This window comes from Methanolobus zinderi, assembly GCF_013388255.1.
GTDB classification, from domain to species: domain Archaea; phylum Halobacteriota; class Methanosarcinia; order Methanosarcinales; family Methanosarcinaceae; genus Methanolobus; species Methanolobus zinderi.
The window spans coordinates 1,414,212-1,439,810 of record NZ_CP058215.1 but is presented as its reverse complement, the minus strand read 5'-3'; the positions used below and the strand labels follow the sequence as shown (position 1 = coordinate 1,439,810).

Annotated in this window: 21 protein-coding genes; 16 read left to right on the top strand and 5 right to left on the bottom strand. The window is 44.0% G+C overall.

Annotation, left to right across the window (positions count from 1 at the left end; all coding sequences use genetic code 11):
• The first annotated feature begins 70 nt into the window (after positions 1-70).
• From HWN40_RS07085 to mtaB, 3 genes are all read left to right on the top strand, one after another.
• Entirely contained in the window at positions 71-2,872 is a 2,802-nt protein-coding gene (locus HWN40_RS07085; RefSeq protein ID WP_176965076.1) for a PAS domain S-box protein, read from the top strand.
• 555 nt (positions 2,873-3,427) lie between these two features.
• A complete protein-coding gene (gene mtaC / locus HWN40_RS07080; protein WP_176965075.1) occupies positions 3,428-4,189 on the top strand; it encodes a methanol--corrinoid protein MtaC in 762 nt (253 codons plus the stop codon).
• A gap of 13 nt (positions 4,190-4,202) precedes the next feature.
• Positions 4,203-5,582 (top strand): methanol--corrinoid protein co-methyltransferase MtaB, encoded by a 1,380-nt coding sequence (mtaB, locus tag HWN40_RS07075; protein WP_176965074.1) that lies wholly within the window; start codon positions 4,203-4,205, stop codon positions 5,580-5,582.
• A gap of 257 nt (positions 5,583-5,839) precedes the next feature.
• On the opposite strand, the gene HWN40_RS07070 is transcribed toward mtaB, so the two are convergent.
• A complete protein-coding gene (locus HWN40_RS07070; protein WP_176965073.1) occupies positions 5,840-6,763 on the bottom strand; it encodes a S16 family serine protease in 924 nt (307 codons plus the stop codon).
• A 231-nt stretch (positions 6,764-6,994) separates the two neighbouring features.
• On the opposite strand from HWN40_RS07070, the gene HWN40_RS07065 reads away from it, so the two are divergent.
• The 3 genes from HWN40_RS07065 to HWN40_RS07055 all read left to right on the top strand — a co-directional run bounded on the left by HWN40_RS07065 (position 6,995) and on the right by HWN40_RS07055 (position 7,730).
• Positions 6,995-7,141, top strand: a complete 147-nt coding sequence (locus HWN40_RS07065; RefSeq protein WP_176965072.1) for a hypothetical protein — start codon at positions 6,995-6,997, stop codon at positions 7,139-7,141.
• A gap of 89 nt (positions 7,142-7,230) precedes the next feature.
• On the top strand, positions 7,231-7,467 hold the full coding sequence (locus tag HWN40_RS07060) for a DUF7557 family protein (RefSeq protein WP_176965071.1): 237 nt from the start codon (positions 7,231-7,233) through the stop codon (positions 7,465-7,467).
• Positions 7,467-7,730 (top strand): type II toxin-antitoxin system RelE family toxin, encoded by a 264-nt coding sequence (locus HWN40_RS07055; RefSeq protein ID WP_176965070.1) that lies wholly within the window; start codon positions 7,467-7,469, stop codon positions 7,728-7,730. The genes HWN40_RS07060 and HWN40_RS07055 overlap by 1 nt, the downstream gene beginning before the upstream one ends.
• Before the next feature lie 71 nt (positions 7,731-7,801).
• On the opposite strand, the gene HWN40_RS07050 is transcribed toward HWN40_RS07055, so the two are convergent.
• Positions 7,802-8,290, bottom strand: coding sequence for a type IV pilin domain-containing protein (locus HWN40_RS07050; protein WP_176965069.1), 489 nt, complete (start codon positions 8,288-8,290; stop codon positions 7,802-7,804).
• 201 nt (positions 8,291-8,491) lie between these two features.
• Here HWN40_RS07050 and HWN40_RS07045 point away from each other — a divergent pair, with 201 nt between their 5' ends.
• Positions 8,492-8,932, top strand: a complete 441-nt coding sequence (locus tag HWN40_RS07045; protein ID WP_176965068.1) for a hypothetical protein — start codon at positions 8,492-8,494, stop codon at positions 8,930-8,932.
• Between the two features lie 34 nt (positions 8,933-8,966).
• Here HWN40_RS07045 and HWN40_RS07040 read toward each other — a convergent pair whose 3' ends face one another.
• Complete coding sequence (locus HWN40_RS07040; RefSeq protein ID WP_176965067.1) at positions 8,967-9,290, bottom strand: Rieske (2Fe-2S) protein; 324 nt, start codon at positions 9,288-9,290, stop codon at positions 8,967-8,969.
• A gap of 362 nt (positions 9,291-9,652) precedes the next feature.
• Here HWN40_RS07040 and HWN40_RS07035 point away from each other — a divergent pair, with 362 nt between their 5' ends.
• Positions 9,653-10,948: a DEAD/DEAH box helicase gene (locus tag HWN40_RS07035; RefSeq protein WP_176965066.1), complete on the top strand. Its 1,296-nt coding sequence runs from the start codon at positions 9,653-9,655 to the stop codon at positions 10,946-10,948.
• 286 nt (positions 10,949-11,234) lie between these two features.
• Positions 11,235-11,573, top strand: a complete 339-nt coding sequence (eif1A, locus tag HWN40_RS07030) for a translation initiation factor eIF-1A (protein ID WP_176966326.1) — start codon at positions 11,235-11,237, stop codon at positions 11,571-11,573.
• A gap of 170 nt (positions 11,574-11,743) precedes the next feature.
• On the opposite strand, the gene HWN40_RS07025 is transcribed toward eif1A, so the two are convergent.
• A complete protein-coding gene (locus tag HWN40_RS07025; protein WP_176965065.1) occupies positions 11,744-11,950 on the bottom strand; it encodes a TRAM domain-containing RNA chaperone in 207 nt (68 codons plus the stop codon).
• Positions 11,951-12,276: 326 nt separating this feature from the next.
• Between HWN40_RS07025 and HWN40_RS07020 the strand changes: the two genes are divergently transcribed.
• The 6 genes from HWN40_RS07020 (at position 12,277) to HWN40_RS06995 (ending at position 22,044) form a co-directional block, all read left to right on the top strand.
• Positions 12,277-14,688: a PAS domain S-box protein gene (locus tag HWN40_RS07020; RefSeq protein ID WP_176965064.1), complete on the top strand. Its 2,412-nt coding sequence runs from the start codon at positions 12,277-12,279 to the stop codon at positions 14,686-14,688.
• A gap of 494 nt (positions 14,689-15,182) precedes the next feature.
• On the top strand, positions 15,183-16,043 hold the full coding sequence (locus HWN40_RS07015) for a formylglycine-generating enzyme family protein (RefSeq protein WP_246275859.1): 861 nt from the start codon (positions 15,183-15,185) through the stop codon (positions 16,041-16,043).
• Between the two features lie 169 nt (positions 16,044-16,212).
• Positions 16,213-19,398 carry an isoleucine--tRNA ligase gene (ileS, locus tag HWN40_RS07010; protein WP_176965063.1) on the top strand — a complete coding sequence of 1,062 codons (3,186 nt, stop codon included), beginning with the start codon at positions 16,213-16,215 and terminating at the stop codon, positions 19,396-19,398.
• A gap of 7 nt (positions 19,399-19,405) precedes the next feature.
• Positions 19,406-20,032, top strand: coding sequence for a 6-hydroxymethylpterin diphosphokinase MptE-like protein (locus tag HWN40_RS07005; RefSeq protein ID WP_176965062.1), 627 nt, complete (start codon positions 19,406-19,408; stop codon positions 20,030-20,032).
• Positions 20,033-20,135: 103 nt separating this feature from the next.
• On the top strand, positions 20,136-21,260 hold the full coding sequence (locus HWN40_RS07000) for a DUF373 family protein (protein WP_176965061.1): 1,125 nt from the start codon (positions 20,136-20,138) through the stop codon (positions 21,258-21,260).
• Positions 21,247-22,044: an MTAP family purine nucleoside phosphorylase gene (locus tag HWN40_RS06995; RefSeq protein WP_176965060.1), complete on the top strand. Its 798-nt coding sequence runs from the start codon at positions 21,247-21,249 to the stop codon at positions 22,042-22,044. Before HWN40_RS07000 ends, HWN40_RS06995 begins: the two co-directional genes overlap by 14 nt.
• 66 nt (positions 22,045-22,110) lie before the next feature.
• Here HWN40_RS06995 and HWN40_RS06990 read toward each other — a convergent pair whose 3' ends face one another.
• Complete coding sequence (locus tag HWN40_RS06990; RefSeq protein WP_246275858.1) at positions 22,111-22,941, bottom strand: RAD55 family ATPase; 831 nt, start codon at positions 22,939-22,941, stop codon at positions 22,111-22,113.
• Positions 22,942-23,052: 111 nt separating this feature from the next.
• Between HWN40_RS06990 and HWN40_RS06985 the strand changes: the two genes are divergently transcribed.
• Positions 23,053-25,530: a DUF5814 domain-containing protein gene (locus HWN40_RS06985; protein ID WP_176965059.1), complete on the top strand. Its 2,478-nt coding sequence runs from the start codon at positions 23,053-23,055 to the stop codon at positions 25,528-25,530.
• Positions 25,531-25,599 lie beyond the last annotated feature (69 nt).

Genomic DNA, 25,599 nt, shown 5'->3' with positions numbered 1-25,599 from the left:
ATTTAACCTCTTTTTTTCTTTTAAAAAGGAGTATAAATATTATATAAAACCAAATTCAAGGTGTAAAAGCATGGAAACTGATGTATCCTGTAAAGATCCGACATATGCTCTGGATGGATTAGGAGTATCCAGCGACGATCCTGTTCTCAGGGAATGCGATCGTTTCAGAACGATACTGGATTCCATTGATGAGTCCTTTGTTGTGCTGGACAGGGAATTCAGGATCATCTATGCTAATCACTCGTTTTGTAGCAATTTTGCAGTCAGCTCTGATGAAGTAAGGGGAACTTTGCTCTTTGACCTTAAGAACATCCAGTGGGATGAAGATAAATTAGAGCATCTTCTTTCCCGTATTTTCAGTCGGGGTAGTTCAATAGATAAGTTCAGAGCTACACATATCACCAGTAACAGCAGGACAGAGCTACGCGTGCGGGCCCGTGGGCTGGATACAGGCACAGGATACAATACACATATTCTGCTGACATTCAAAGAACTCGATGGTCCGCAGAAAGAAGAAGAAATCTTCAGTATGCCGGATGACAGTTATTTTACGCTTGTCGAAAACATTAATGACGGGATAGTCATCCTGCAGAATGGTAAGCTGAGATTTGCCAATAAGAAGTTCTCGGAACTTACCGGCTATTCTAGAAAGGAATTGATGAACACTGACTTTTCAAACTACGTTCCTGAAACCTATCGACGTATGATGTCCAAGAGGTTCAAAAAGGTTCTCAAGGACATGCGTGGCCCACACCGCAACAATGAGCTGGAGCTTCTGACCTCATCCGGGGCGCTTATACCCACGGAAGTAAGTTTTTCCTATATAGTACACAATTCCAGACCCTCGATAATGCTCAACATCAGGGATATTACCGAGCGCAAAGAAGCAGAGTTGCAGCTTGAGGCATCAAAGGAGAAATATTCCACACTGGTTGAAAAGAGCAACGACGGAATTGTGATCATACAGGACGGGATACTGAATTTTATTAACTCGAAATTCACAGAACTAACCGGCTACTCAAAGGATGATCTGCTGGGCAGTGAAGTTCTGGACTATGTCCCCGAGGAATACAGGCGGATGGTGTCCAAGAGGTTCAAGAAAGTACTCAAGGACAGGCGAAGTCTTCGACGCAGCAATGAAATCGAGTTCCATACCAAAAAGGGAGATCTTCTGCCGGCGGAGATCGGGCTTTCTTTCATCCATCATGAGGACAGACCTTCAATTATGATGAATGTCAGGGATATCTCTGAGCGAAAGCAGGCAGAGAAGGAATTGCGAGATTCCGAAAAGAAATATTCAACCCTTGTCGAGAAAAGTAATGACGGTATCATTATAGTTCGCAACGGAATCCTTGTCTTCGCAAATATGAAGTTCTGCGAGATAACCGGTTTTTCCAAGGATGAAATACTCAGAAGGCCGTTCGAGAATTTCCTGCCACTGGAATACAGACAGGTCATCCTGAGGCGTTTCAGGAGAAGCCTGGAAAAGAACCGCGAGACTCCGTTGAAGTATGAGATCGAACTGCTTTCAAAAGAAGGGGTCAATACCCCGGCGGAAATAAACTCCTCGATAATCGAACACGAAGGCGAACCTGCCATAATGGCAATTCTCAGGGATATCACAGACCAGAAGAATAAGGAGAAAAAACTTCTTGAACTCATTGAGGTTCAGAAGGTAATGGAAACTGTGATCAAAAGCAGCCCTGCGGTTGTATTCTTCTGGAGACCTGAAGAGGACTGGAGGGTGGATTTTGTTTCCGAGAATATCTCACAGTTCGGATACGATGCCGATGATCTGATCTCCGGAAATATCCTCTACGGGGATATAGTGCATCCTTCTGACCTGGAACGTTTTACCACCGAACCTGAAGTGTGGGCAAAGGGAGAAGAGAATCTTTCCTTCGAGTATCGTATTCTTACAAAATCCGGTGAGATCAGATGGGTGGATGAGAGGTCTGTGGTAAAGCGAGATGCTGAAGGTCATATTCTGTATATCCAGGGTATCATAGTCGATATTACCGAACGTAAGAACGTGCAAAACTTCATGCACCTTGTTTCCGATCCAGGCACCTTCTTCAGTCCGGTCGGAGATCCCGGTGATATTTTCTACCAGTTACTTGAATTCACCACGGGAATGGAAAACCTGGATTGCGGGGCATTGTATCTGATAGACGAGTCCACGGGAGACATGAACATTGTAGCTCACAGGGGCTTTTCCTCACGATTTGTGAAGAGCACTCGTCATTATGCTGCCAATTCTGTCAATGCAAGGGTCCTGATGACGGATTATCCGCTATATACGCGATATTATGAGCTCAATTCCATGATACCTGGAAACAACCTGAGCTATGAGGGACTTGAGGCTACAGCCATCATCCCGATAAAGCACAGTGAGGAAACTGTGGCCGTACTGATGCTTGCTTCTCACAGTGCATATGAAATACCCTTTGGTATACGCAATTCCCTTGAAACGGTGACTGCACAGATAGGTCCGGTTATAGGTCGTATGAGAGAGCAGGCGGATTCTGTAAAGGATCTTCATGGATTGCAGGTGATTTTTGATTCCATCGAGGACCTTGTATTCATGGTCGATGATGACGGCTGTATTCTCTACGTTAATCCATTTGCCTGCGATCTCCTGGGCTATTCCGTTGATGAGCTAAAGGGTATGAATATACTGAACCTGCATCCGCAGAAAAAATTACTTGAAGCAGCTTCCGTACTTGGCGATGTAATTGCGGGTCAGATGCCATTTTATGATATTCCCTTTGAGGCCCGGGACAAGACAATTGTCCCTGTGGGAACAAAATGTACCAGGGGACAACTTGACGGGATGGAAGTTGTTATACTCCTGTCCAGGACATCACAATAAAAATAATTTATCGGATCCTGTTGTAGCATACTCGAATCCTTTATTTCTTCTATTGTTTTTATTCAGCCTTCCTATTAAGATCTTTACCTAGTCTTAAAATCAGGATTGAATATACTATATAAAACTATCTCCTTAAAACAGATGTTGCTGGATATGCTATTTGTGTAATTATTATAAGCTTGCTACTGAAGCTGTTTTATTTGATAAGTATTTTATAGTATATATTTTGTCAACTATATCTATTTATATTGTTTTAGAAAATACACATGCCAGCTGATGATATATAAGTTTTTATGCAAACTACAATATGTATTTCTTGGATTAAACATAAAAAGTTATAAAAATAAAAAGCAATAGGCTTTATTTTATATGTAACTGTAAATCTTATTTTTGATGTATTTGACAGATATACTTATATATGAGTATACTATATCCGCCATACTTATATATGATTACTATCTCTTCCTGATAGAGGTTCACAAGAACCTTTTGTGTAGATTGGATTGAGCCTTCCAGGCTCAACTGATAGATAAAACCTATTGAAGGAGGTTTAGAATGCTTATAGTAGACAAAGAAGGCATACTAATAAGGTATAACGTAAAAATGGAACAATCAATGACCCCTGAGGACGCAGCAGCTGAACTCTACCCAGAGGATGAGCTCATCCGTCCGATCGCAGAAGCGATTTTCGAGGGTGAAGAAGACGACGTTGTTGAAGGTCTTGAGGCAGCGATCGAAGCAGGAAAGGACCCAATCACTCTTATCGACGATGCTCTTATGGTCGGTATGAAAGTTGTAACAGACTTATACGACCAGGGTGTCATCTTCCTTCCAAACGTTATGATGTCCGCAGATGCAATGCTCGACGGTATCGAGTACTGTAAGGACCAGGGTGCAGCACCAAAGGTAAAAGGAAAGGTCGTTGTCCACGTCGCAGAAGGTGACGTACACGACATCGGAAAGTCAATCGTTGCAGCACTTCTCAGAGCAAACGGCTATGAAGTAGTAGACCTTGGCCGTGACGTACCAGCTGATGAAGTTATCGCAGCTGTCAAAGAAGAGAAGCCAATGATGCTTACCGGAACAGCACTGATGACAACCACAATGTACGCATTCAAGGAAGTAAACGACAGGCTCATTGAAGCAGGACTCGAACTTCCATTCCAGTGCGGTGGCGGAGCTGTAAACCAGGATTTCGTATCAACCTATGCACTTGGTGTATACGGTGAAGAGGCAGCAGACGCACCAAAGATGGCTGATGCAATCCTCGCAGGAAAGGATCTGGAAGCACTGAAAGCAGAATTCCACAAACACTAAGAAGGTGATAATAATGGCAGTAAACAGATTCACAGAAATGGCATATGCAGATGCTGATGAGATGGTCTTCGGTAACGCAAAGAAACCTGTAAAAGCAGGTCTCGGTCTTGAGATCGGTGCAGGTTACACAACCGCAGAAGTCAACTACGCACCAAGGCCAGAAGCAGGAGAGACAAAGGAGAAGCTCGTAAACGAGTACCAGAGGATCACAAAAGACATCATGTCAAGAATGGTCCAGGTCGGTTTCCCGTCCGTAGTACTCGAGACAGAGCACGTCCAGCAGATGACCAACCATCCTGAGTGGGGAGCAGCTGTCGCACACGCACAGAAGACCATCATGGAAGAATACTATGAAGAATATGGTATCAAATGTGCACTCAGACACACTCCTGGTGACATCAGGGAAAACAAGGAGTTCATGGAACTCAGAGGCGACAAGCTTAACGTCGTTGTAGAGTCCTTCGAGCAGGTCGCAGAAAGCGGCGCAGACCTCCTGTCCATCGAATCAATGGGCGGAAAGGAGATCTTCGACTATGCAGTACTCAGGAACGATATTGCAGGTATGCTCTACGCAATCGGCTGTCTCGGTACCATGGACATGGAGTTCCTCTGGCAGGAGATCGCAGGTATCGCACAGAAGAAGGGAGTAACCGCTGCTGGTGACACAGACTGTGCACAGGCAAACACTGCAATGTTCATTGCAGGGGGTCTCCTTGACAAGAACCTCGCACACACCCTCGCAATCATCGCAAGGGCAATCTCCGCTCCAAGATCACTCGCAGCATACGAAGCTGGCGCAGTAGGTCCAGGTAAGGACTGTGGTTACGAGAACATCATCGTAAAGGCAATCTCAGGTATGCCAATGTCCTTCGAAGGTAAGACATCCACCTGTGCTCACTCAGATGTCATGGGTAACCTTATCATGCAGTGCTGTGACCTTTGGTCAAACGAGTCCGTTGAATACCACGGTGAATTCGGTGGTACAACCGTACAGTGCTGGGCAGAGTCCCTCAACTACGACTGTGCACTCATGAACACTGCACTTAAGTCAGGAAACGAGAAGATGCTCAGAGACCTCCTCATGGCTTCCGACAGGTTCAGAGATCCACAGTCATACATCCTTGCATACGACAACGCATACAAGGTAGGAGAGGCAATCGTAAAGGACGGAGACGACATCTACCTCCGTGCAAAGAACGCTGCTGTAGAATGCTGCAACCTCCTGAACGACTCCGAGGGTCTTGATATGACCAAGTTCGAGATCGCTGCACTCGAGAAGGCAACATCCGAACTCAATGCACTCACATCAGAGTCCGAAACCTTCATGAGCGACAACCTCGAGAAGTTCAAGGCAGAAGTTCCAGTCTTCAAGCCAGAAAACTACGCACTCTAAGTGTAAAACACAGGACAGAAGTTTTCCCTGGAAAACTTCTTCCTTTTAATTTAATTGAAGCAAATCCATATCAAAACCATTTCCACTTCCAATTCACATTCACGGGCCTGGTAAAAGAAAGGGTCACATGGCCATCATTCTACCTCCAACTCCACACTTATTTTTATGGCATGTGAGATTGCAGATCTTTTGCCAGGCTCTGAACTTTACTTAATGTGCAGGACGATATATCCTGAATTCAAGATCTTCTTTTACTCTCATTCCGTGTTCGTGAATGCATAGGCTATGACATCGTCTATGTTTTCCACATATTCTACATCGATGCCAACTTCTTCTTCGATATAGCTCTCTGCTTCAAAGGTTTCCGAGTTCTGGTTACTGATGACTATATCACCTATTCTCTGTTCATTAATATCATCAATAGTGAGCATCCGGTTCTCTTCAGGTATCAGGAACAGTTCCTTACCACTATTACTTGCAGCCTGTGCCTTCTCGACAAGTCCGCCAACAGATCCGATATTGCCTTCATCATCAATGGTACCTGTTACAGTGATGTCAGGATTGAGCGGTTCACCCTCAATTGCTGATATTGTTATAAGTGTCATCAGTGCACCGGCACTGGGGCCGTCAACACCGGGTATTTCCTGCTCGGCTGTGATGCTGAAAATTGTATCACTTCCAGCAAGGCTCGTACCTGTTACGTCCTGGGCAACAAAGGAGGCCGTGTTGGCAGCATCCTGGAACACAACTCCCATCAGGGGGACGGTCTGGACCAGAACTCTGCCCTTTCCAGAATTGATTTCAACTGAAACATCTATCATGGTTCCTTCTTCTGTAACAACCCTCCTGAAGAAAGGTCCCTCATCGACCACCTCTATCTGCTGGATAACAGCAGGGGCCTGCAGAGTAGCAGCGCCTTCTATGCCGGTCATATTGCCGGATTCCGATTCAAGTTCGAATATACGTTCCCTGTAAAAATCAAGCTGTGCTGTGCAGGACTGCAGAGACTGGTTATTTGTCATTGCCTGCATCCTCAGTTCATCGTTTCGTTCCTGCAGTGATTCGATTTCTGCTTCCATCTGTCTGAACTCAGAATCTTCCGCAGGCTGGGCATATACCCAGAGATATCCGTTGAGTGCAAGCGAAGCTATCAATAATAAAACAATTACCCGATTCCCCATTAAACAAAGTATGTATATTCTCGTATATACCGTTTCTTAATTGTGCCGAAGAAAACCCAATATATCAGTTCAGATTGAAAAAAACTTATCCAATAATTTTTTTCCTACCCCGACATAAAAACCATTCCCGAAACCGAAAAAGTAATCGAGTCCACAGGCTACAGGGTAATCTCCAGCTTCAAACTACCTGCATCCGCTTGGTGGGACGATTATTACAACTACTTTGACAGAATGCTCGCATCAGCCGAAGCAAAGTTCAAAGGCAATAAAGACGCCGAAATGATAATAGAGTTCTCCAGAAAGGAAAAGGAAGTTTTCAGAGAACATTCGGATGAGTACGGGTATACGTTCTTCGTGTTGCAGAAAGTGGTGAAATGATTCTTTCTTTCTATTTTCCCTGGCATACGCTCTCATACTGGTCTTAACCGGGGAATGAATTTATAGTATACTGAACTATACTATGGTATATGTCTGCAGTTACCACTATAAAGATAGATCCTGAATTGAAAGATAGCCTGGACAAACTGAAATTATTTCCACGGGAAACCTATAATGAAGTAGTTTCCCGTCTGGTGAATATGGCATATGATCAGGAGCCATTGAGCGATGAGACCATATCCCGGATTGAAGAGGCTCTGGCAGATCTAAAGCGTGGAAAGTATTATACACAGGAAGAGGTGGAGGCTGAACTGGGGCTTCTGTAATGTACTCAATACTTTATTCATCCGCTGCACTCAAAGACCTTAAAAAGCTCCCCTCTGATGTTGCAAAGCGAGTAGTTACTTCTATCAAAGATATCAGTGATGATCCGAAGACACATCTTAAAAAACTCAAAGGATTTCCTGATACTCCACTTTATTCACTGAGGGTGGGAGAATATCGTGTTATTATGAGCATTGAAGGTGAAAAACTTGTAATTTTCGTAATTGAAGTGGGACATAGAAGTAAAGTTTACAGAAAATACTGACCTCAAAACTGAATATGTTGAACTAAATAAAATCAAAACAGTAGTAACGCCTGTAGCGTTACTGATCCGGTTTAAAACCTGACATCAACATCGGCTATCATCTGCTGACTGTTAACATCCAGAATCCTGAGCTGAAGTGTATCACCGCTTCCGGCTATGTCTGTGTGGTCTGCATTTGGAAGGGTGTTGTTAGCGATACAGATATTCCCACCTGACATATACAGGTAGATCGAATCCCCAGTTATGAATCTTCGATCATCTTCAGTATTCAGATTTGTGAAAGATACTTCACCATTATTACCCGAAGTTCCGGAAATCAATATCTTTGTCCGTGACTCGCTAAGCAGTAATTCCTCACCACCCTGATGTATCATTTTGATTACAGAATCCGTACCAATACTGTCACTGACAGCCCTTATGTCTGCCTGCGGGGCTTTTTTTATCGTATCCAGGCCAAATGCCGAAACTGCAATAGATGCAAAGATGACTGCAACGGCAATCATTACAATGGTACCAACCACAGGAGCAACAGCTTTTGAATTTTTAATAATGCGGCTCATTGTTCACCTCAAATTTGGTATGGGAGGGATAGCAGGGTCCAATCACTCCAGTATTTATTTATATATTTTTAGAATATAAATATATTCCAATAAATACCTGCCTATATATTTTGCTTCAGAAATAATTATGTCAGCACCTGGTCTGATAATAAGTTCCGGTATGTCCGTAAACAGAATAAACTAAAAGAACAGATTCCTATTGTGAACATTTACCTGATATTTGCATGGATATGGGGTGCAATGATAGCCACGGCATTCTGGGAGGCATATGTCGAGGGCAGGAATGCAGGTAACCGGGGAAAATTCGGCTGGAAGATACAGTTCAGCAAGAGCATAACTCTCACTGCCTATCATTTTTATTTATTCTTCGTCATGTGGCCTCTCCTGATAACCCTGCCTCTGGTTGTTCATGGCTGGGATAGCCGTCTTTTTGGAATACTTATGAGTGCCTACTTCACAGGACTTGTCATCGAGGACTTCACATGGTTCATAGTCAATCCTGTGGTCAAATTTTCCGAATGGAATCCCGGATTCGTTAATTACTATCCCTGGGTCAGGATTGGTAAGGGTTACTTTCCTCTTATTTATCTCACCCATCTGGCCGCTGCAGTGCTCTCGTGGATGTTTTTCTGGGCAGACTGAACTGCTTTGAAAGAATATTAATGATTTCTGACCTTCAGATAAGTATCTCTATTTTCCCATCATTTTCCTTTGTTTCAAAGGTCTCGACCCGTGGATCTTCCATGTCCACGTATTCCCCCGTATCAACGTTCTCGCCTGTCCTGATATCAAAACCCCAGTTGTGGCAGGCGCATTTTAGCACATAACCATCAAGTGTTCCGCTTTTGAGCGGACAACCCTCATGGGGACATTCATTCAAAAGTGCATAAACCCGATCGGCTTTTCTGATCAATGCTATCTGTTTGTCCTGTCCTTTGTATACCTTTATTTTATCTTCGCTTAGCGTATCCTTTTCAAATGCTGTGACCCATTCTGACATATCTGTTACCCCCGCTGCAAATTTTGATCAGGATCCTTTTGGATTTTTCTGATCTTGCAGGCCCATTTATTTATCGACCTCATTTGTTTAAATATGATGCGCTGATATGCATACTTTATACCGGTTATTTAATTTCAAGGTCTGTCTGGATGCGCTATGTTTTTCTATACTTACCGATAGGCTTAACTGACTTGTTGTACTAGAAGGAGGAGCATTGATCTTTTTTGCTTTGATAACAGGGCAAGCTGGAACATTGTAAGCTGATATTTGAATTTTCATCGAAACTCGGGGATAGACACCGAATCATATCTTTCGTTCATGATTTTCAAACTAATCAATCTATATTTAAAGGAATTTATAACATGGAATCAATAACTTTTAAGGATCTTCAACTCTCAGGCAATATGGAAAAAGGAATAGAGGAAATTGGATTTGAAGAACCCACACCCATCCAGTCTCAGGCAATACCATTTATAATGGAAGGCAGAGACGTTATCGGCCAGGCCCAGACAGGTACTGGCAAGACGGCAGCTTTTGGTATACCTGCCCTTGAAATGATCGAGCCGGATGTCAGGAGGGTACAGGTCCTTGTGCTTTGTCCCACTAGAGAACTTGCGAACCAGGTTGCTGACGAGCTGAACAAGCTTTCCAAATATAAGGATATCAAGATCCTTCCGGTATATGGCGGACAGAGCATAAACAGGCAGATCAGGGCTCTGAAAAAAGGTGTCCAGATAGTAATAGGTACTCCTGGCAGGATACTCGACCACATCGAACGCAAAACACTGAGGATTGATAATGTGTCCATGGTCGTACTGGACGAAGCGGATGAGATGCTGGACATGGGTTTCAGGGAGGATATTGAAATAATCCTCAATAATGTTCCTACCACAAGGCAGACCATACTCTTCTCGGCTACAATGCCTCGTGCCATAATGAAACTGACCAAGCGCTATCAGAAAGATCCGCAGGTCGTAAAGACCATCCACAAAAAACTTACAGTACCCAATGTGGAACAGGCCTATTTTGAAGTAAAGCCTCATGCAAGACCCGAAGTTCTCTGCAGACTCATAGATATCTATGATGCAAAATCCTCATTAGTATTCTGTAACACAAAAAAGGGTGTGGATCAACTTGTTGAGACACTCAAATCAAGAGGCTATCTGGCTGACGGTCTCCATGGGGATATGAAGCAACAGCAACGGGAACGGGTAATGGCCAATTTCAGGAAGGGGGATATAGAGACACTTGTTGCAACAGATGTGGCTGCCAGGGGAATAGATGTGGAGAATATAGAACTTGTATTCAATTACAATGTGCCCCAGGACGAAGAGTCATATGTACATCGCATAGGAAGAACCGGAAGAGCAGGAAGACAGGGAGTTGCCTTTACTTTTGTATCAGGCAAGGAGATGTACAAGTTAAAGAATATCCAGAAATATACCAAGGTAAAGATCTCCCGTAAGAAAGTGCCTTCAAGAAGCGATGCTGAGGACATCAGGGCCAATCTGCTCTCACAAAAGGTAAAGGATACCATTGATGAGGGTCATCTCGGAAAATATGTGCATTGGGTGGAAACTTTACTTGAAGAAGACTATACATCTCTTGATGTAGCGGCAGGTCTTGTAAAACTTATGCTTGCCGAGGATAACAAGTAAGTTTCCTGAAAAAGGAATGACTTTTGATGCTTTACCGGAAAAATTTCCGGTATTTACTCACTTTTTCAATTCAACTTATATAGGGTGAGTATTATAGGTATGCACATAGGTGATCTGCATACGGTAGTAGAATTCAGTCCGGTTTTTAATAATTGCAGATATCAACTTTAATTAATAACGGATATTTTTATGGTTTGAACCTGGTTCCATATCAGTTCTCCAGGCCCATGAAATATTCTTTTGATAATAATAGACTAAATAATCTGATATAAATAGAGGTATTAATCTGGCGAACTATAACAGCAGGAAAAGGAAAAGTAACGCAGGCAGTAAATCCGATGGTGCACCCCAGGTAGTACGTGTAAGGATTCCACGTAAGGAAAAGAACGAAGTTCTTGCAACAGTCTCAAGGCTTCTTGGAGCAAACAGGGTAAGACTGCAGTGTATGGACGGAAATGTCCGTATGGGCAGGATCCCCGGGTCAAAAAAGAAGAGAATGTGGGTTCATGAAGGGGACATCGTAATTGCTACTCCGTGGTCATTCCAGGATGAAAAAGCAGACGTCATTTGGAAGTATACAAGGCCGCAGGCAAACTGGCTCGAAAACAGGGGATACCTGAAATAATGAGCTTTAAGCTCATTTTATCTTCTTCTTAATTTTGCATCAAATAGATGCTAAAAATGTTTTTCGTTTTATCCGGAAACTATTGCTGAATTCCGGGTTAGGGTTTTACTAAGAAAAGAAAAAGATTGAAGGAAAGATCCTTCAAATTGATATTAAAAAGGTCAGTGCAGTTATTCTGCAATCTGTCCGAAAGCGAACTTGCGCATTACTTTTGTTACTTCGATTGTAACTTCATCGCCGACTTGGGTTTCAGGTACGAAGATGACAAAGCCGCTTACTCTTGCGATTCCGTCGCCTTCTCTTGCGATATCTTCAATTGTTACGTCGTACTTCTCACCGGCTTCGACCGGAGCTGTAGATTCATTTCTGTTAAACAAATATTTCACATCCATTTTAGTGGAGCTTAAAAAAATCTAACCAAGCGCTTGAAAACATAACGGTAAAGGAAATGTACTTAATGAATACAATCTAATGCCATACGTTTAACAAAATAGTTCAGTTATTATCTTAAGCAGCTCTACTAGGTCTTTCCAGTATATATTCTTATTCCTGCTTGATATCTGGTATTTTTGAATTTATTCTATAATAAATTTATATAGGTTATGAATAACCTACACAAAATAGCAACAATAATATATATTAGCTGAACAATTATGCCCATCTGCGATTATCATCTTACTCTCGTATAAAAAGTGTTGTTCCAATGCTGAAAATATCTGATACTGAAGATGATCCTTCATTAGTTCCTCCGGAAGGAATAAACTACAGGGATATGATATATGAGCTACCTGTAGGTGTAATACATCTTGATATCAACGGTGATATACTCTTTGTGAACCGGACAATACTGGAATTGCTTGGTTCCAGGTCCGAAGAGGTTACAAAATCTTTCAATATCTTCACTTTCAAACCCCTTCAGGATGCAGGTATAGCGGATATCGTTGAAAATAGTATCAGAAATAATAAGAACCTGACAGCTGAAGTTCCCTACACGACGATATGGGGAAAAGAGCTCTATTTGCGAATAAAAGTTAAACCCTTCAGGGATAAAAACGGAAATATCACAGGCTGTGTATGTACCGCAGAGGATATCTCCAGGCGGAAACAGGCTGAACTTCTCCTGGAGCATCGTGTTAGAATGGAATCCCTTATAGCCGATGTTTCTGCAGCTTTTATAGGCAGCAAATCCGTTGATATGGACCGGACAATAAGCATGGCTCTCCAATCCATATCAGAAGCAATTGAAGCTGAAAGTGCCTGCCTGCTGGAGTTACATGGAGAGCACTTTATTGTAACACATGAATGGCATGAGATCAATTCGCAACATCAGGGTTTTGGATTTCAGGAATTACCTGTAAAGGAAATTGAATGGCTGATCAACAGCCTGAAAAAGCAAAGCACCATTTTTCTGTCAGATAGCCCTGATGCGGCTGAAGGAAAAGAAGAAAGAAAACTTCTAAAGCAGCTTGGCATCAATTCATTTCTGGCCATACCAATGCTGAACAAAGGTAAACTGCTGGGCTTCATAGCTTTTACTCCCCTGAAAAAAGAAAACAAATGGATCCTTGAATATCTGCAGTTGTTCGGAATGTTGGGTGAGATCTTTGTAAACAGTATTGAGCGAAAGCGAGCTTCCTGGAAGCTAAGGCAGAGTGAAGAAAAGTATCGCCGGATATTCCATGAATTCCATGACATATATTTTGAAGTTGACCTTGAGGGCAGGATACTGACCACCAGTCCTTCTGTATACAGGCATCTTGGTTATGAACCCTGGGAGCTTATCGGATGTCATGTGGATACTGTATATAAGTATCCGGAAGATCGTGATTTTTTGCGTTCGATACTCGACGCCAATGGTTATGTTAATGATTTTGAGATGGATATGCTGAAAAAGGACGGTGAAACGATAAATGTTTCCACCAGTGCCCATTATGTATGTGATGATGTCTATCAGCCTATTGTTGCAGGTGTTATACGTAATATCACTGGACGGAAAAGTATTATCTCAGAAATACAGCAACAAAAAAAGCTTCTTGCAAGTACGTTCGATTCAATACCAGATTTCCTTGCGGTAATAGATAAAGACCTGCGTGTCATGCTGAGTAACTGGAAGGATCGCGGATACATAAGTGAAGAAGAAAAGCTCAGCAACCCCTTATGTTATAATTGTTTCATGCATCGCGATAAACCGTGTGAGCCATGTCATGCTGTGGAAGTATTCCGGACAGGAGAGGTCAAAACAGTTGAAAGGACAAATCCTATCGACGGTAAGACACGTGAGATCCGCGTAATACCGATCTTTGATGAAAATGGTGATGTTTCCCTTGTGATCGAACATATAAGGGATATGACCGAGCGGAAAAAAGCCGAACAGCTTGTCATTGATGCAAAGAATTCCGCGGAAGAAGCAAACCGGACAAAGAGTGAATTCCTAGCCAGCATGAGCCATGAGCTGCGTACTCCCCTGAATTCAGTAATAGGATTTTCGGAAATACTGCTTGCAGAAAGTTATGGTAACTTGAATGAAAGGCAGACAAGGCACGTTCAGAATATATCCACAAGCGGGAAGCATTTACTTAACCTTATAAACGATATCCTTGATCTTTCAAAAGTTGAAGCAGGCAAAATGGAACTGGATCCGGAAGTGTTCTGTCTGTCAGAAACTATGGGAGATGTTCTCAATATTTTAAGTCCTCTGGCACAAAAAAAGCAGATAACTCTTAATAATGAGGTCCCTGTCCCTTCAATGGTCAATTCTGATAAGGGAAAGATCAGACAGATACTCTTCAATCTTATCAGCAATGCCATAAAGTTCACACCTGAAGAAGGCTGTATTACTGTGGGAGCAGAAAATTGTGATGGTATGTTCCTGGTTTTTGTGGAGGATACAGGCGTAGGAATTTCAGAGGAAGACATGGGCAAGTTGTTCCAGCCATTCAAACAGATCGACTCATCCTACACACGTAAGTACGATGGAACGGGTCTGGGTCTTGCACTTGTTAAAAAACTGGTTGAGATGCAGGGCGGTACTATCAGTGTTGAAAGTGAACCTGGAAAGGGAAGTAAGTTCTTCTTTACCATACCTGATGCAACTGAGCCAGAGAACAATAATTGAAGAATGGAAACTGTTTCTGTTTTGTTTACTGTATTCTGCTTTTTAACTATTTTATTTCATCATGATGATTAGAATGATATATTTCAGTATAGAAATATTTATATTATAGATAGTCATGAATTTGTTTGCAGTTAAAAAAACTATACTTTTCAGTATGGTTAAAACAAGCGTAAAGTAGAATGTGGAACAGACAATGTCACCCCCCCCACATAATTTTAGACATAAATCGTCCCAAATCCCACAAAGTTTCCACATTCTACTTAAAGATTTAGTGGTGGTACACTATGAGTAATAACTCCGGATTCGGAACCAAGATCCTTTATGTAATATTCCTGTATCTTGTGCTTCTTTTACTTGCTGGAACGCTTACATTTTCTTACAACGGTTTTTAAAGCCGATAGAACTAACATTTCAATTTCATATCGGATCAATTAGGTAAAACTTATCATATAGAGAATCTTACTGCTTTTATTGTATAATAACAAGGTGATGGTTTGTTAAAGAAAATACTGATCTTAATGTTGATATGTACGCTGGTTACAGTTACAGTCCTGTCTTCCGGATGCACCGATACTGAAGAAACTCCTGAAGCGGAGCAAGAGAATCCTGCTGAAGTCTCTGCAGAAACTGAGGCCGAAGATACTGAAAGTGTTGATGACAGTACCTATACAAACTCTATTGGCATGGAATTTGTTAAGGTCCCAGCCGGTGAATTTGTGATGGGTTCCCCTGATGATGAGGCTTACCGTGACCGTGATGAAGAACCTCAGCATCTGGTAACCATCTCTGATGAGTTCTACATGGGTAGCTATGAGGTTACACAGGAACAATGGAAGGCGATTATGGATTCTGAACCCTTCTATTTCGAAGGTGACGACCTTCCTGCCGAGAAGATCTCATGGACCAATGCTAACAAGTTCATAGAAGAGCTCAACAGGATCGAGGATACGGATAAATACAGATTGCCAACAGAAGCCGAATGGGAGTATGCTGCCCGTGCCGGGACAACTACAGCCTATTTCTTCGGCGATGACCCGGAAGAGCTGCCAGACTATGCATGGTACGATGAGAATTCAGAGGACAGGACACGTGCCGTAGGTCTCAAGGAACCCAGTCCCTGGGGACTTTACGATATATACGGTAATGTCGCAGAATGGGTCCAGGACGAATATCACAGCAACTACAACAAAGCTCCCACCGATGGCAGTGAATGGACCGGTGGTGTGGACAGGCGTGTGTTCAGAGGTGGAAGCTGGGCAAGCGATGATGTGAACTGCCGTTCCGCAGACAGGGATGAGATCAGTCCAGGCAGCAGAAAGGAAGAGATCGGTTTCCGTATTGTGATGGAAGTCTGATCTTCTTTTACCTACTTTTTCTTTTTTGAATTATTCTGATATATATCACTGTTTTTCAGCGGGTATCGGAGAGACAAATCCATTCCTTAAAAATCCTGATGCAATACGTTTAAATTAAATATTGCAGTAGGAGTATCCAGACTGAAATTGAGCAAGGAGAACCCTTACAATGATAGAGGAGATTACCAATAAGTATGACCCGGTGAAACTGGAGAGTAAGATCCACGATCTCTGGGAAAAAACTGATGCGTACTCAAAGGTACGCGAGCGCAGAAAAGGTGGCAAAAGGTTCTTTTTCGTAGACGGGCCACCATATACCACAGGACACATTCACCTTGGTACCGCATGGAACAAGATCATCAAGGATTCCATACTGCGTTATCGTTCAATGAATGGTTACGATATACTTGATCGTGCAGGATGGGACATGCACGGTCTGCCAATCGAGGTAAAAGTGGAAGGAGTACTTGGTTTTACCTCAAAGAAAGACATCGAGAAGTATGGTGTCGGCAATTTCATCGAGAAATGCAAGGAATTCGCCCTCACTCAGAAGGATGATATGACAGACCAGTTCCGCATGCTGGGTGCATGGCTTGACTGGAAGGATCCCTACATGACACTCCGTGATGAATATATCGAGGCTGCATGGTGGACACTCAAGCAGGCACAGGAAAAGAAGCTGCTTGAGCAGGGTAAACGTGTTGTCAACTGGTGTCCGAGATGTGAAACAGCAATCGCCGACTCAGAAGTGGAGTACGAGGACCGGACGGACCCTTCGATCTTTGTGAAATTCAAGGTAAAGGGTGAGGAGAATACATCCGTTGTTATATGGACCACTACTCCGTGGACCATTCCTTCAAATGTTGCAGTGGCGGTACATCCATCCTTTGAGTATTCTAAGGTCAAAGCTATATCCTCTGATGGAAAAGAAGAGATCCTTATTATGGCTTCCCAGCTTGTGGAGGATGTTCTCAGGAAGGGAAGATATGCAGATTATGAGGTACTTGACACAATGCTTGGCGAGGACCTGACCTCCCTTTCATATGAAAGCCCTCTCATAGACCTGGTACCCGAGCAGGCAGCTATGGAACATGGCATCTACCTGGCTGACTTTGTGACCGCTGAGAACACGGGCTGTGTGCACATCGCTCCTGGTCACGGTATGGATGACTTTGAAGTAGGCAAGAAGCATGGGCTTCCAATTTTCTGTCCGGTAGGTCCGGATGGACGCTACACGGAAGCTGCAGGTGAGTACACCGGAATGCACATCCGTGAGGCTAACAAGGTGGTTGTGGAAGATCTGCTTGAGCGTGAAAGACTGCTCGCTGAGGATTCAATTACTCACAGGTACGGACACTGCTGGCGCTGTAAGACACCTATAATCTACCTTGCAACCGAACAATGGTTCATCAAGATTGGAGAGCTCAAGGATCAGATGCTCTCGGAGATCGAGAAGGTTGACTGGTATCCTGACTGGGCGGGTTCTGCAAGGTTTAAGGACTGGGTCGAGGGTGCACGTGACTGGTGTGTATCCCGTCAGAGATACTGGGGCATCCCGATACCCGTATGGAAGTGTGATAGCTGCGACAGGATGCATGTTGTCGGAACCAAGGAAGAGCTCTTTGAGATGTCTGGCAATGCAGAGGACGTTGAACTGCACAGGCCATACGTGGATGAGATCCTGCTGGACTGTGAATGCGGTGGCAAGATGAAGCGTGTGGAAGACGTATTTGACGTCTGGTTCGATTCAGCCGTGGCTTCCTGGGCAACCCTGCGTTTCCCGCAACAAAAGGAAGAGTTTGATAAATGGTGGCCAGCTGACTTTATCACCGAAGGACAGGACCAGACACGCGGATGGTTCTATTCGCAGCTTGGTGCCAGTATGGTTGCCTTCGGAAAAGCGCCTTACAAGAGTGTGCTAATGCACGGTTTCACCCTTGACAGTGAGAGCAAGAAAATGTCAAAGAGTCTCGGGAACGTCGTGGCACCCGGAGATGTTATCGAACAGTTTGGTGCCGATACCCTGAGAAGCTTTGTTCTTTCATCAAGTGCCCCATGGGAAGACCTGAAGTTTGTGAGCGGTGAGCTTGGCAACATCAACAGGACACTGAACATTCTCTGGAATGTATATCGCTTCCCGCTACCATATATGGTACTTGATGAGTTCGACCCCTCAAAGGTATCCCTTGAATCTGTCAAAGCTGACATGCGTAAAGAGGACAGGTGGATACTCTCAAGGTCACAGTCGCTTATCAGCGACGTGGATAAGGCAATGGACAGATATACCCTTCACAGGGCCATCCGTGCCATTAACGAGTTCGTACTCGAGGACCTGTCAAGGTGGTATATCCAGCTAATCAGACCAAGGACATGGGTAGAGGCAGATGATCCTGATAAGATCGCAGTATACAGGGTACTGTATGAGGTATTCATCACACTTTCAAAGGTGATTGCACCGTTCATGCCACACCTGGCTGAGGAGATGTACCAGAACCTTGTGAGAAATGTTGATGCTGATGCACCTGAGTCAGTACACATGAACGACTGGCCGACTGTTGACGAATCCCTTGTGGACAAGGAACTTGAAGTACACATGGACCTTGCAAGGTCCATTGTGGAATCTTCATCCAACGCACGCCAGAAGGTCAAAAGGAAGCTCAGATGGCCTGTATCCCGCATAATAGTATCCCCTAACAAGGAATCAGCTGCCGATGCGGTTGTGAACCTCAAATCCGTACTCATGGATCAGACCAACTCCAAGGACATCGTTATCACAGGCGTTGATGAATCATGGGATGAGCTTGGTTTTGAAGCAAATCCTGACCCGAGTGCCATTGGTCCTGCGTTCAAGGGAGATGCAGGTAAGGTCATAGCTGCCATCAAGCAGACCGATGCGATGGCACTGAAAAAAGCCCTGGCGACTTCAGGGGAATTCGAACTTGAGATTGCCGGGGGTACGAAAGTAACTGTGACACCGGATATGGTCAATTTCGAGGAGAGCCTTCCGGAAATGACCGCCAGTGCCGAATTTGATGCCGGTACAATCTATGTGGATGCAAAACTGACACGTGAGATCGAATCCGAAGGTTTTGCCAGGGAAGTCATACGCAGGGTACAGGATATGCGTAAGGAACTTGACCTTGCGGTCGATGAACCCATCAAAGCCCATATCAGGGTAGAGGACGAAAGGGTTGTGGACCTCATACTCGATTTTGAGCAGTACATTGCAAAAGAGATCAGGGCTGATGTGCAGGTCATAGGACTTGATGTGGACTCCGCAGGTGAGCTTTCCAAGGACTGGGAAGTTGAAGGCATATCCATAAGTATCGGAATCTCCCCATCCAACGGAGATTAAAAAGACAATGGAATTTAAGCAATGGGAACCCATTTATCTTGATATACTCGAGGATATGGGTTTTAGCAGGGAAGAGGATGAGCAAGCAGCTATCATCCTCTCCCGGATGCTTGATAAGGATAACACTGCGGATCTATCCGTACTTAGAAAACTGATAGCCGGAAAAAGTGTTATTGTATGCGGTAATGCTCCTTGCCTCAAAGACCAGCTTGAAGTCACGGATATTTCAGGAAAAACTATAATTGCCGCCGACGGTGCTACTGCAGTTCTTGTTGACAGAGGTATAATACCTGATATAATCGTAACCGATCTTGACGGAGATTTGGAAAAGGAGATCCTTGCAAATAAACGCGGGTCTGTTGTTGTGGTGCATGCACATGGGGATAATATTGACAAATTAGAGAGATATGTACCGTTGATGAAAGACATAATAGGAAGTACCCAGTCAGTTCCCCTCGTAAACGTCTATAATTTCGGAGGATTCAGTGACGGGGACAGGTGTGTTTTTCTGGCAGATGAGTTCCATGCGTCTGAAATAAAACTACTGGGTTTTGATCTTGATGATGTTAATGTCACTGACATAAAGAAAAAGAAACTGATATGGGCAAAAAAGCTGATTGGAGATTTACTCTGAAAACTTTATTTTTATATTACCTGTCTATTTTATTAAGTCTTTCAGAGTTACGATTTTATGAGAATCTATTTATATTTCCCTACTAAATAGGAAATGGAATTATATGCAAACACTGATTCTTTGTATAGACAGAGATAACGATCTGGGTGAAAAAGCCGATATAAGGGGGCCTCTGATTGGCAGGGAGGCGAATATCGAGGCTGCAGTAAAGCTCGGTACCGCAGACCCCGAGGATTCTGATACGAATACCATATTTGGCGGTATCAGGGTACTTGACGATATGCTTGCAAAGGGTATTGATGCTGAAATTGTGACCCTTGCAGGTGATCGGAACATCGGCATAATCTCGGATCAGAAAATAGCGAACCAACTTGATCTCATACTTAAGAAATTCAATGCCGAATCCGCAATTTTCATATCAGACGGTGCAGAGGATGAGACACTGCTACCGATCGTGCAGTCCAGGATAAAGATTGACTCTGTCAGACGTATAGTTGTTATGCAGAGTGCCAATCTCGAAAGTACTTACTACATCATAAAACACGCATTCAATGACCCGAAGATATCCCAGACCTTCTTTGTACCGCTGGGTCTGGCTTCATTGATATATGCGTTCTTCCTTATGATCGACTATCCCCAGGGAGCTGTTATAGGAATACTTGCAGCGATAGGTCTTTACATGCTCTACCGTGGTTTCGGTGATTCGATATCCATACTCTGGGGACATATGAACGATTCCTTTTACTCAGGCAGGATGACGTTTGTAACTTATGCCATAGCAGGTGTGATATTCGCACTTGCAACAATTGTGGGTCTGGTAAATGTATGGAACCTCTATACTAGCGAAGGTGTCTGGTATTACGGAATAGTGCCTCTGGTGACGGTATTTATAAACTCCACTGTGTGGTTCTACACAGGATCGATTCTGTTTGCTGATCTGGGTAAGATAATAGATTGTAAGAAAAGCGGAAGGTCCGTTTTCCGGTACATCATACCTGCCTTCTTTGCGATCTCGATGGGTTTGCTATTCTGGGGTGCAAGTACCTACCTGATGTCCATAAACCCGGTAATAGGCAGTGAATCCCTTGATTCTCAGGCCGGAGTGCAGTACTTTGTATATTCCATAGTGGCTGCGATCATCATAGCATTGCTCGGGATCAAGATATCCACGAATATCAAAATGGAAGAAAAAAAAGGTCTGGTGGGATCAGCCGATGCAGATACCTGAGGCACGAGCTCTTCACGGAAAATCACCGGATCTGGCAATAATAGGAGGTGTTAATGCTTTTCTGCCTGAAAAGGTTGAAAGCTGCCCCCTTGAAACACCTTTTGGCAATATTAATGTTCATTTCTTAAACACAGCTAAAGGAAGAGTTGTGATAATCCCGAGACATGCTGACGGAACAAAACACGTTCCGCCTCACAGGATCAATTACAGGGCAATCGTGATGGGCATCAAGCAGCTTGGGGTTGAGAGGATCATTTCCCTGAATTCCGTGGGTACGATGAAAGAACATCCCATAGGCAGCATTGTCCTGGCCGAGGATTTCATTGACTTTACCAGGAACAGGGTTTCCACTTTTCATGATGACAGGACAGTGCACGTTGATGTGACCGAGCCCTACTGTCCGGAAATAAGGGACAGTATCAAAAAAGTGCTGAAAAGCAAAAACGCAGGCTTCTCGGAAGGAGTCTATGCCTGTACCGAGGGTCCGAGATTTGAAACAAGGGCAGAGATAAGGATGATGAGCCAGTTTGCTGATGTTGTGGGTATGACGGGTGTACCCGAGGTCGTACTTGCTAAGGAGCTGAATCTCTGCTATGCCTCTGTGTGTACGGTCACAAATAACGCCTGTGGACTGGATGATACGAAGATCACGGCATCCGAGGTCGTGGATATACTGCAGGAGAAAAAGGAAACTCTTTTCGATATAGTCATCGAGGCTATCGAAGGGATACCGAAAAAGAGAAACTGCAGTTGCAGGCATGCTATGATAGATGCCTGCCTCTAACTGGAATTAAAAAATTAAAATAAAAAAGTTTGAGCCTGAATAAACTTAAACTTCGATTTTACCGATTCAGGCTATGTCCTTTGAAGTGTCGATCTGGACTCCTTCTCCGATCTTGAACTTAATGATATCATTATTTGGTATGAGTCCTCGTATCTTCGGAATGGAGAGTTTGCTCACAAGTTTATCAGATTCCTTATCAAGGGAGGAGTCGAATATAACATCAACTGCTGCAAAGGTCTCATTGTCCATTTTTACAGGAGTACTTCCCTTCTGACCGTAAAGATATGTGAGACACTGTATCTCCTTTGTTATCTCGTATATTACATTTGTAAGCTGGCGTATAATTCCCGGACTTACCTGGAGGTTCATGAAGAACGAGAACGAATCTATGATAATGTTGATTATCTCATCGCCTGCGTCGTTTGCAATGTTCTGGAGATTATATTCAGCAAACTCTATTATTCGTGAGTCCATGTACTCATTACCCACACTTTCGACCATTTCCCCGCAGGAACTGAAGTAGTATTCACTGTAGATATCAACAAAGATGATATTTCCCGGATCGAAACCAAGATTGATGATATCATTGAGAACATATTTCGGTTTTCGTCCTGTGGTGAAATAGAAAGTCTTGCGCGACTGGGTGAACTGATAGAGAAACACTTCTGACATGGACCTCGGATCGGCTGAGAAATAAGACAGCGAACCAGCGGGTAAACCTCCACCAAGGCTTCTGTCAAGTACGCTGATGCCTGATGGAAGCAGTATCATTCCATCCTGCGATATTGCGTCAGAAGCCGGTTTTTTAAGGCTGTCATAAAGTGACGGTGTTTCTCCGTATTCTTCAGTCTGTTCTTCTGAAGTGACGGTGTCTGCTGTGATAGAATTATTTATCAAGATATTCCAAGCCCCTATAAGCAAGAATAATATATACTTAATTATATTTTTAGCTTATGGCTTTTATAAATCCAATACTATTTATAGCCACTGTACAATGAAAGAACACCAATGACTCTCTGGATATTATTTATAGCCGAAAGATCAAAAATAACAGTCCTTGCAATAAGGGACAAGAAGAAAAAACCTCTTTTTGTCGGAGAGGTGGTGCTAAGGAACACTTCCGGTGGTCCGAGGCCTCACAAGTTCAAAGTAAAAACCGATAAAGGTGAAGAGCTGCATCCGCCATCGGAGATCACGGACCTGCTGCGAAAGGCCAATCGTATCATGATAGCAAAGGATGGGGATCAGGAGCAGACCTCAGATCTTGTTGCTATGCTGCAGGGCTTTCAGTTAAGTGCAGATGTCGTAAATGTCTGCAGGTTCTGTGTCCTGAAAGACATGTTCAATTTCCTGAACAGAAGGTCAATCAAATACCACAGGGAAAAGATATGCGAAGATTGTGCAAGGGAAGAACTATACAGGGTCCTGGCAAGCTCGCAGACCTTCTACAGTGACGAAGCATGTGAGAGGCTGGAATCGATTCTCCTGAAAACCCGGGATCTTGACCGAACCCTGCTGATGCTGAGTCCCGAAGACCTTGATCACGAACTCACGCGGTTTGATTCAATAGCCGCAAGCAAGGAGATTTCCGGAACCAGGATTAAAGAGCTCCCGATCCGCCGCAAATTCAAGGATCTTCTTCTGAAGAAGTCCGATACCCTGCTGCCGGTACAGTCACTTTCGGTCGAAAGCGGCCTGCTCAAGGGACAGAACCAGCTTGTGACTTCCGTTACCGCAACCGGTAAGACGCTTATCGGAGAGCTTGCAGGTGTCGAGAACATCCTGAGAAATAAGGGAAAACTGCTCTATCTGGTCCCCCTTGTGGCACTTGCGAACCAGAAATATGACCAGTTCACAAAGAGATACTCAAATCTTGGCATACAGACATCCATCAGGGTTGGTAGTGCCCGTATCAAGGCATCGAAAAACGATAAATCAAAAAGGACACTTGATTCGGATATCATTATCGGTACATACGAAGGTATAGATTATATACTTCGGACCGGGGGTGCCGATATGCTTGGTCAGGTCGGTACGATCGTTGTGGATGAGGTCCACACCATAGAGGATGAGGAGCGTGGCCACAGGCTGGATGGTGTTATCGGGAGGCTAAAGTATGTGGCACCCAGTGCACAGTTCATATATCTCTCAGCCACCGTTGCAAAACCGCAGCTTATGGCAAAACAGCTCGGTGCAAAGCTTATAGAGTACGAGTACCGTCCTGTGCCCATAGAGAGACATCTGGTGCTCTGTCCGGAACATTCAAAGATCAAAATTATGACCCGGCTTGTCAGGGACGAGTTCAACAAGGTCTCATCAAAGGGGCACAAGGGTCAGACCATTGTTTTCACAAACTCAAGACGTAATTGCCATCGTATAGCCGAAGCACTGCCAATGTATGCAGCTCCGTATCATGCGGGTCTTACAAGTGAGGAACGCAAGAAGGTTGAGGTGAGTTTTGGTAAGGGCAAGCTTCCGGTGGTAGTGACAACGGCAGCCCTGGCAGCAGGAGTGGATTTCCCTGCCTCGCAGGTAATATTTGAGTCCCTTGCCATGGGAATTGAATGGCTCAATATGCAGGAGTTTTTGCAGATGCTGGGACGTGCGGGCAGGCCTGATTACCATGACAGGGGTGAGGTTGTGCTGCTTGCGGTGCCGAATAAGAAATATACCAGTAACCAGGGTGATACCGAGGATGCTGTTGCCATAAAGCTGCTTAAGGGAGAGATGCAGCATATAGGTGTGGACTACGGGGAAGAGGAGAAGACAGAGGAGATCCTTGCTACGGCTGCTGTGACGCATTCTGTGAAAGACCTGAAGAGAATACATGCGAACATGCTTGCCGATTATAGTGTGGATTTCCTGATCAAAAGACTTGAGAGGTCAAAGTTCCTTCATAGAAAAGGTGACAGTATAAAGCTGACCCGTTTTGGTAAGATCGCTTCAGGCCATTTCCTGTCGGTCTCAAAGGCGTTTCTGATACGTGATGCCGTGATGATGGAGCAGAGTCCCCTGACAACCGTTTCCAATCTGGAGTTCTTTGATTCCGTGTATTTCAAATACGCTGCCAGAATATCTGCTGCCCTGAACATAAACCTGCCATCCAGGGTTTTCCAGGGTGCATCTCTTGATATACTCTTTGAGGGAGAGAACATGCAGAAACTGGATATCAGTCTACGGGACCAGGTGTTCGAGTTCGCTTCGGACTTTTTGACCTGCAGTTGCAAGGATTCTCCCTATTGCGGATGCGCTGAGCACAAGTTCTCTGAGAAGATCATATCCATACGTGCTGAAGGATATGATCCCGTGGGAATTGTCAGGAAACTGGAGAATCTCTATGGTGTTACTGCCTATCCTGGCGATGTGCTGGGTTATCTGGACAATGTTGTACGTAATCTGGAGGCCGTGGAGATGATTGCCAGGGCATATTCCAAAAAGGATATAGCCTCAGAGGCACGCAGGCTGAGAAAACAGGTCGAAGGATAATTTTTGCGGGAATTATCACAAGCCTTTAAAGTGATGCTTGCTCTTATTAGGTAAATAGTTTACAAAGGA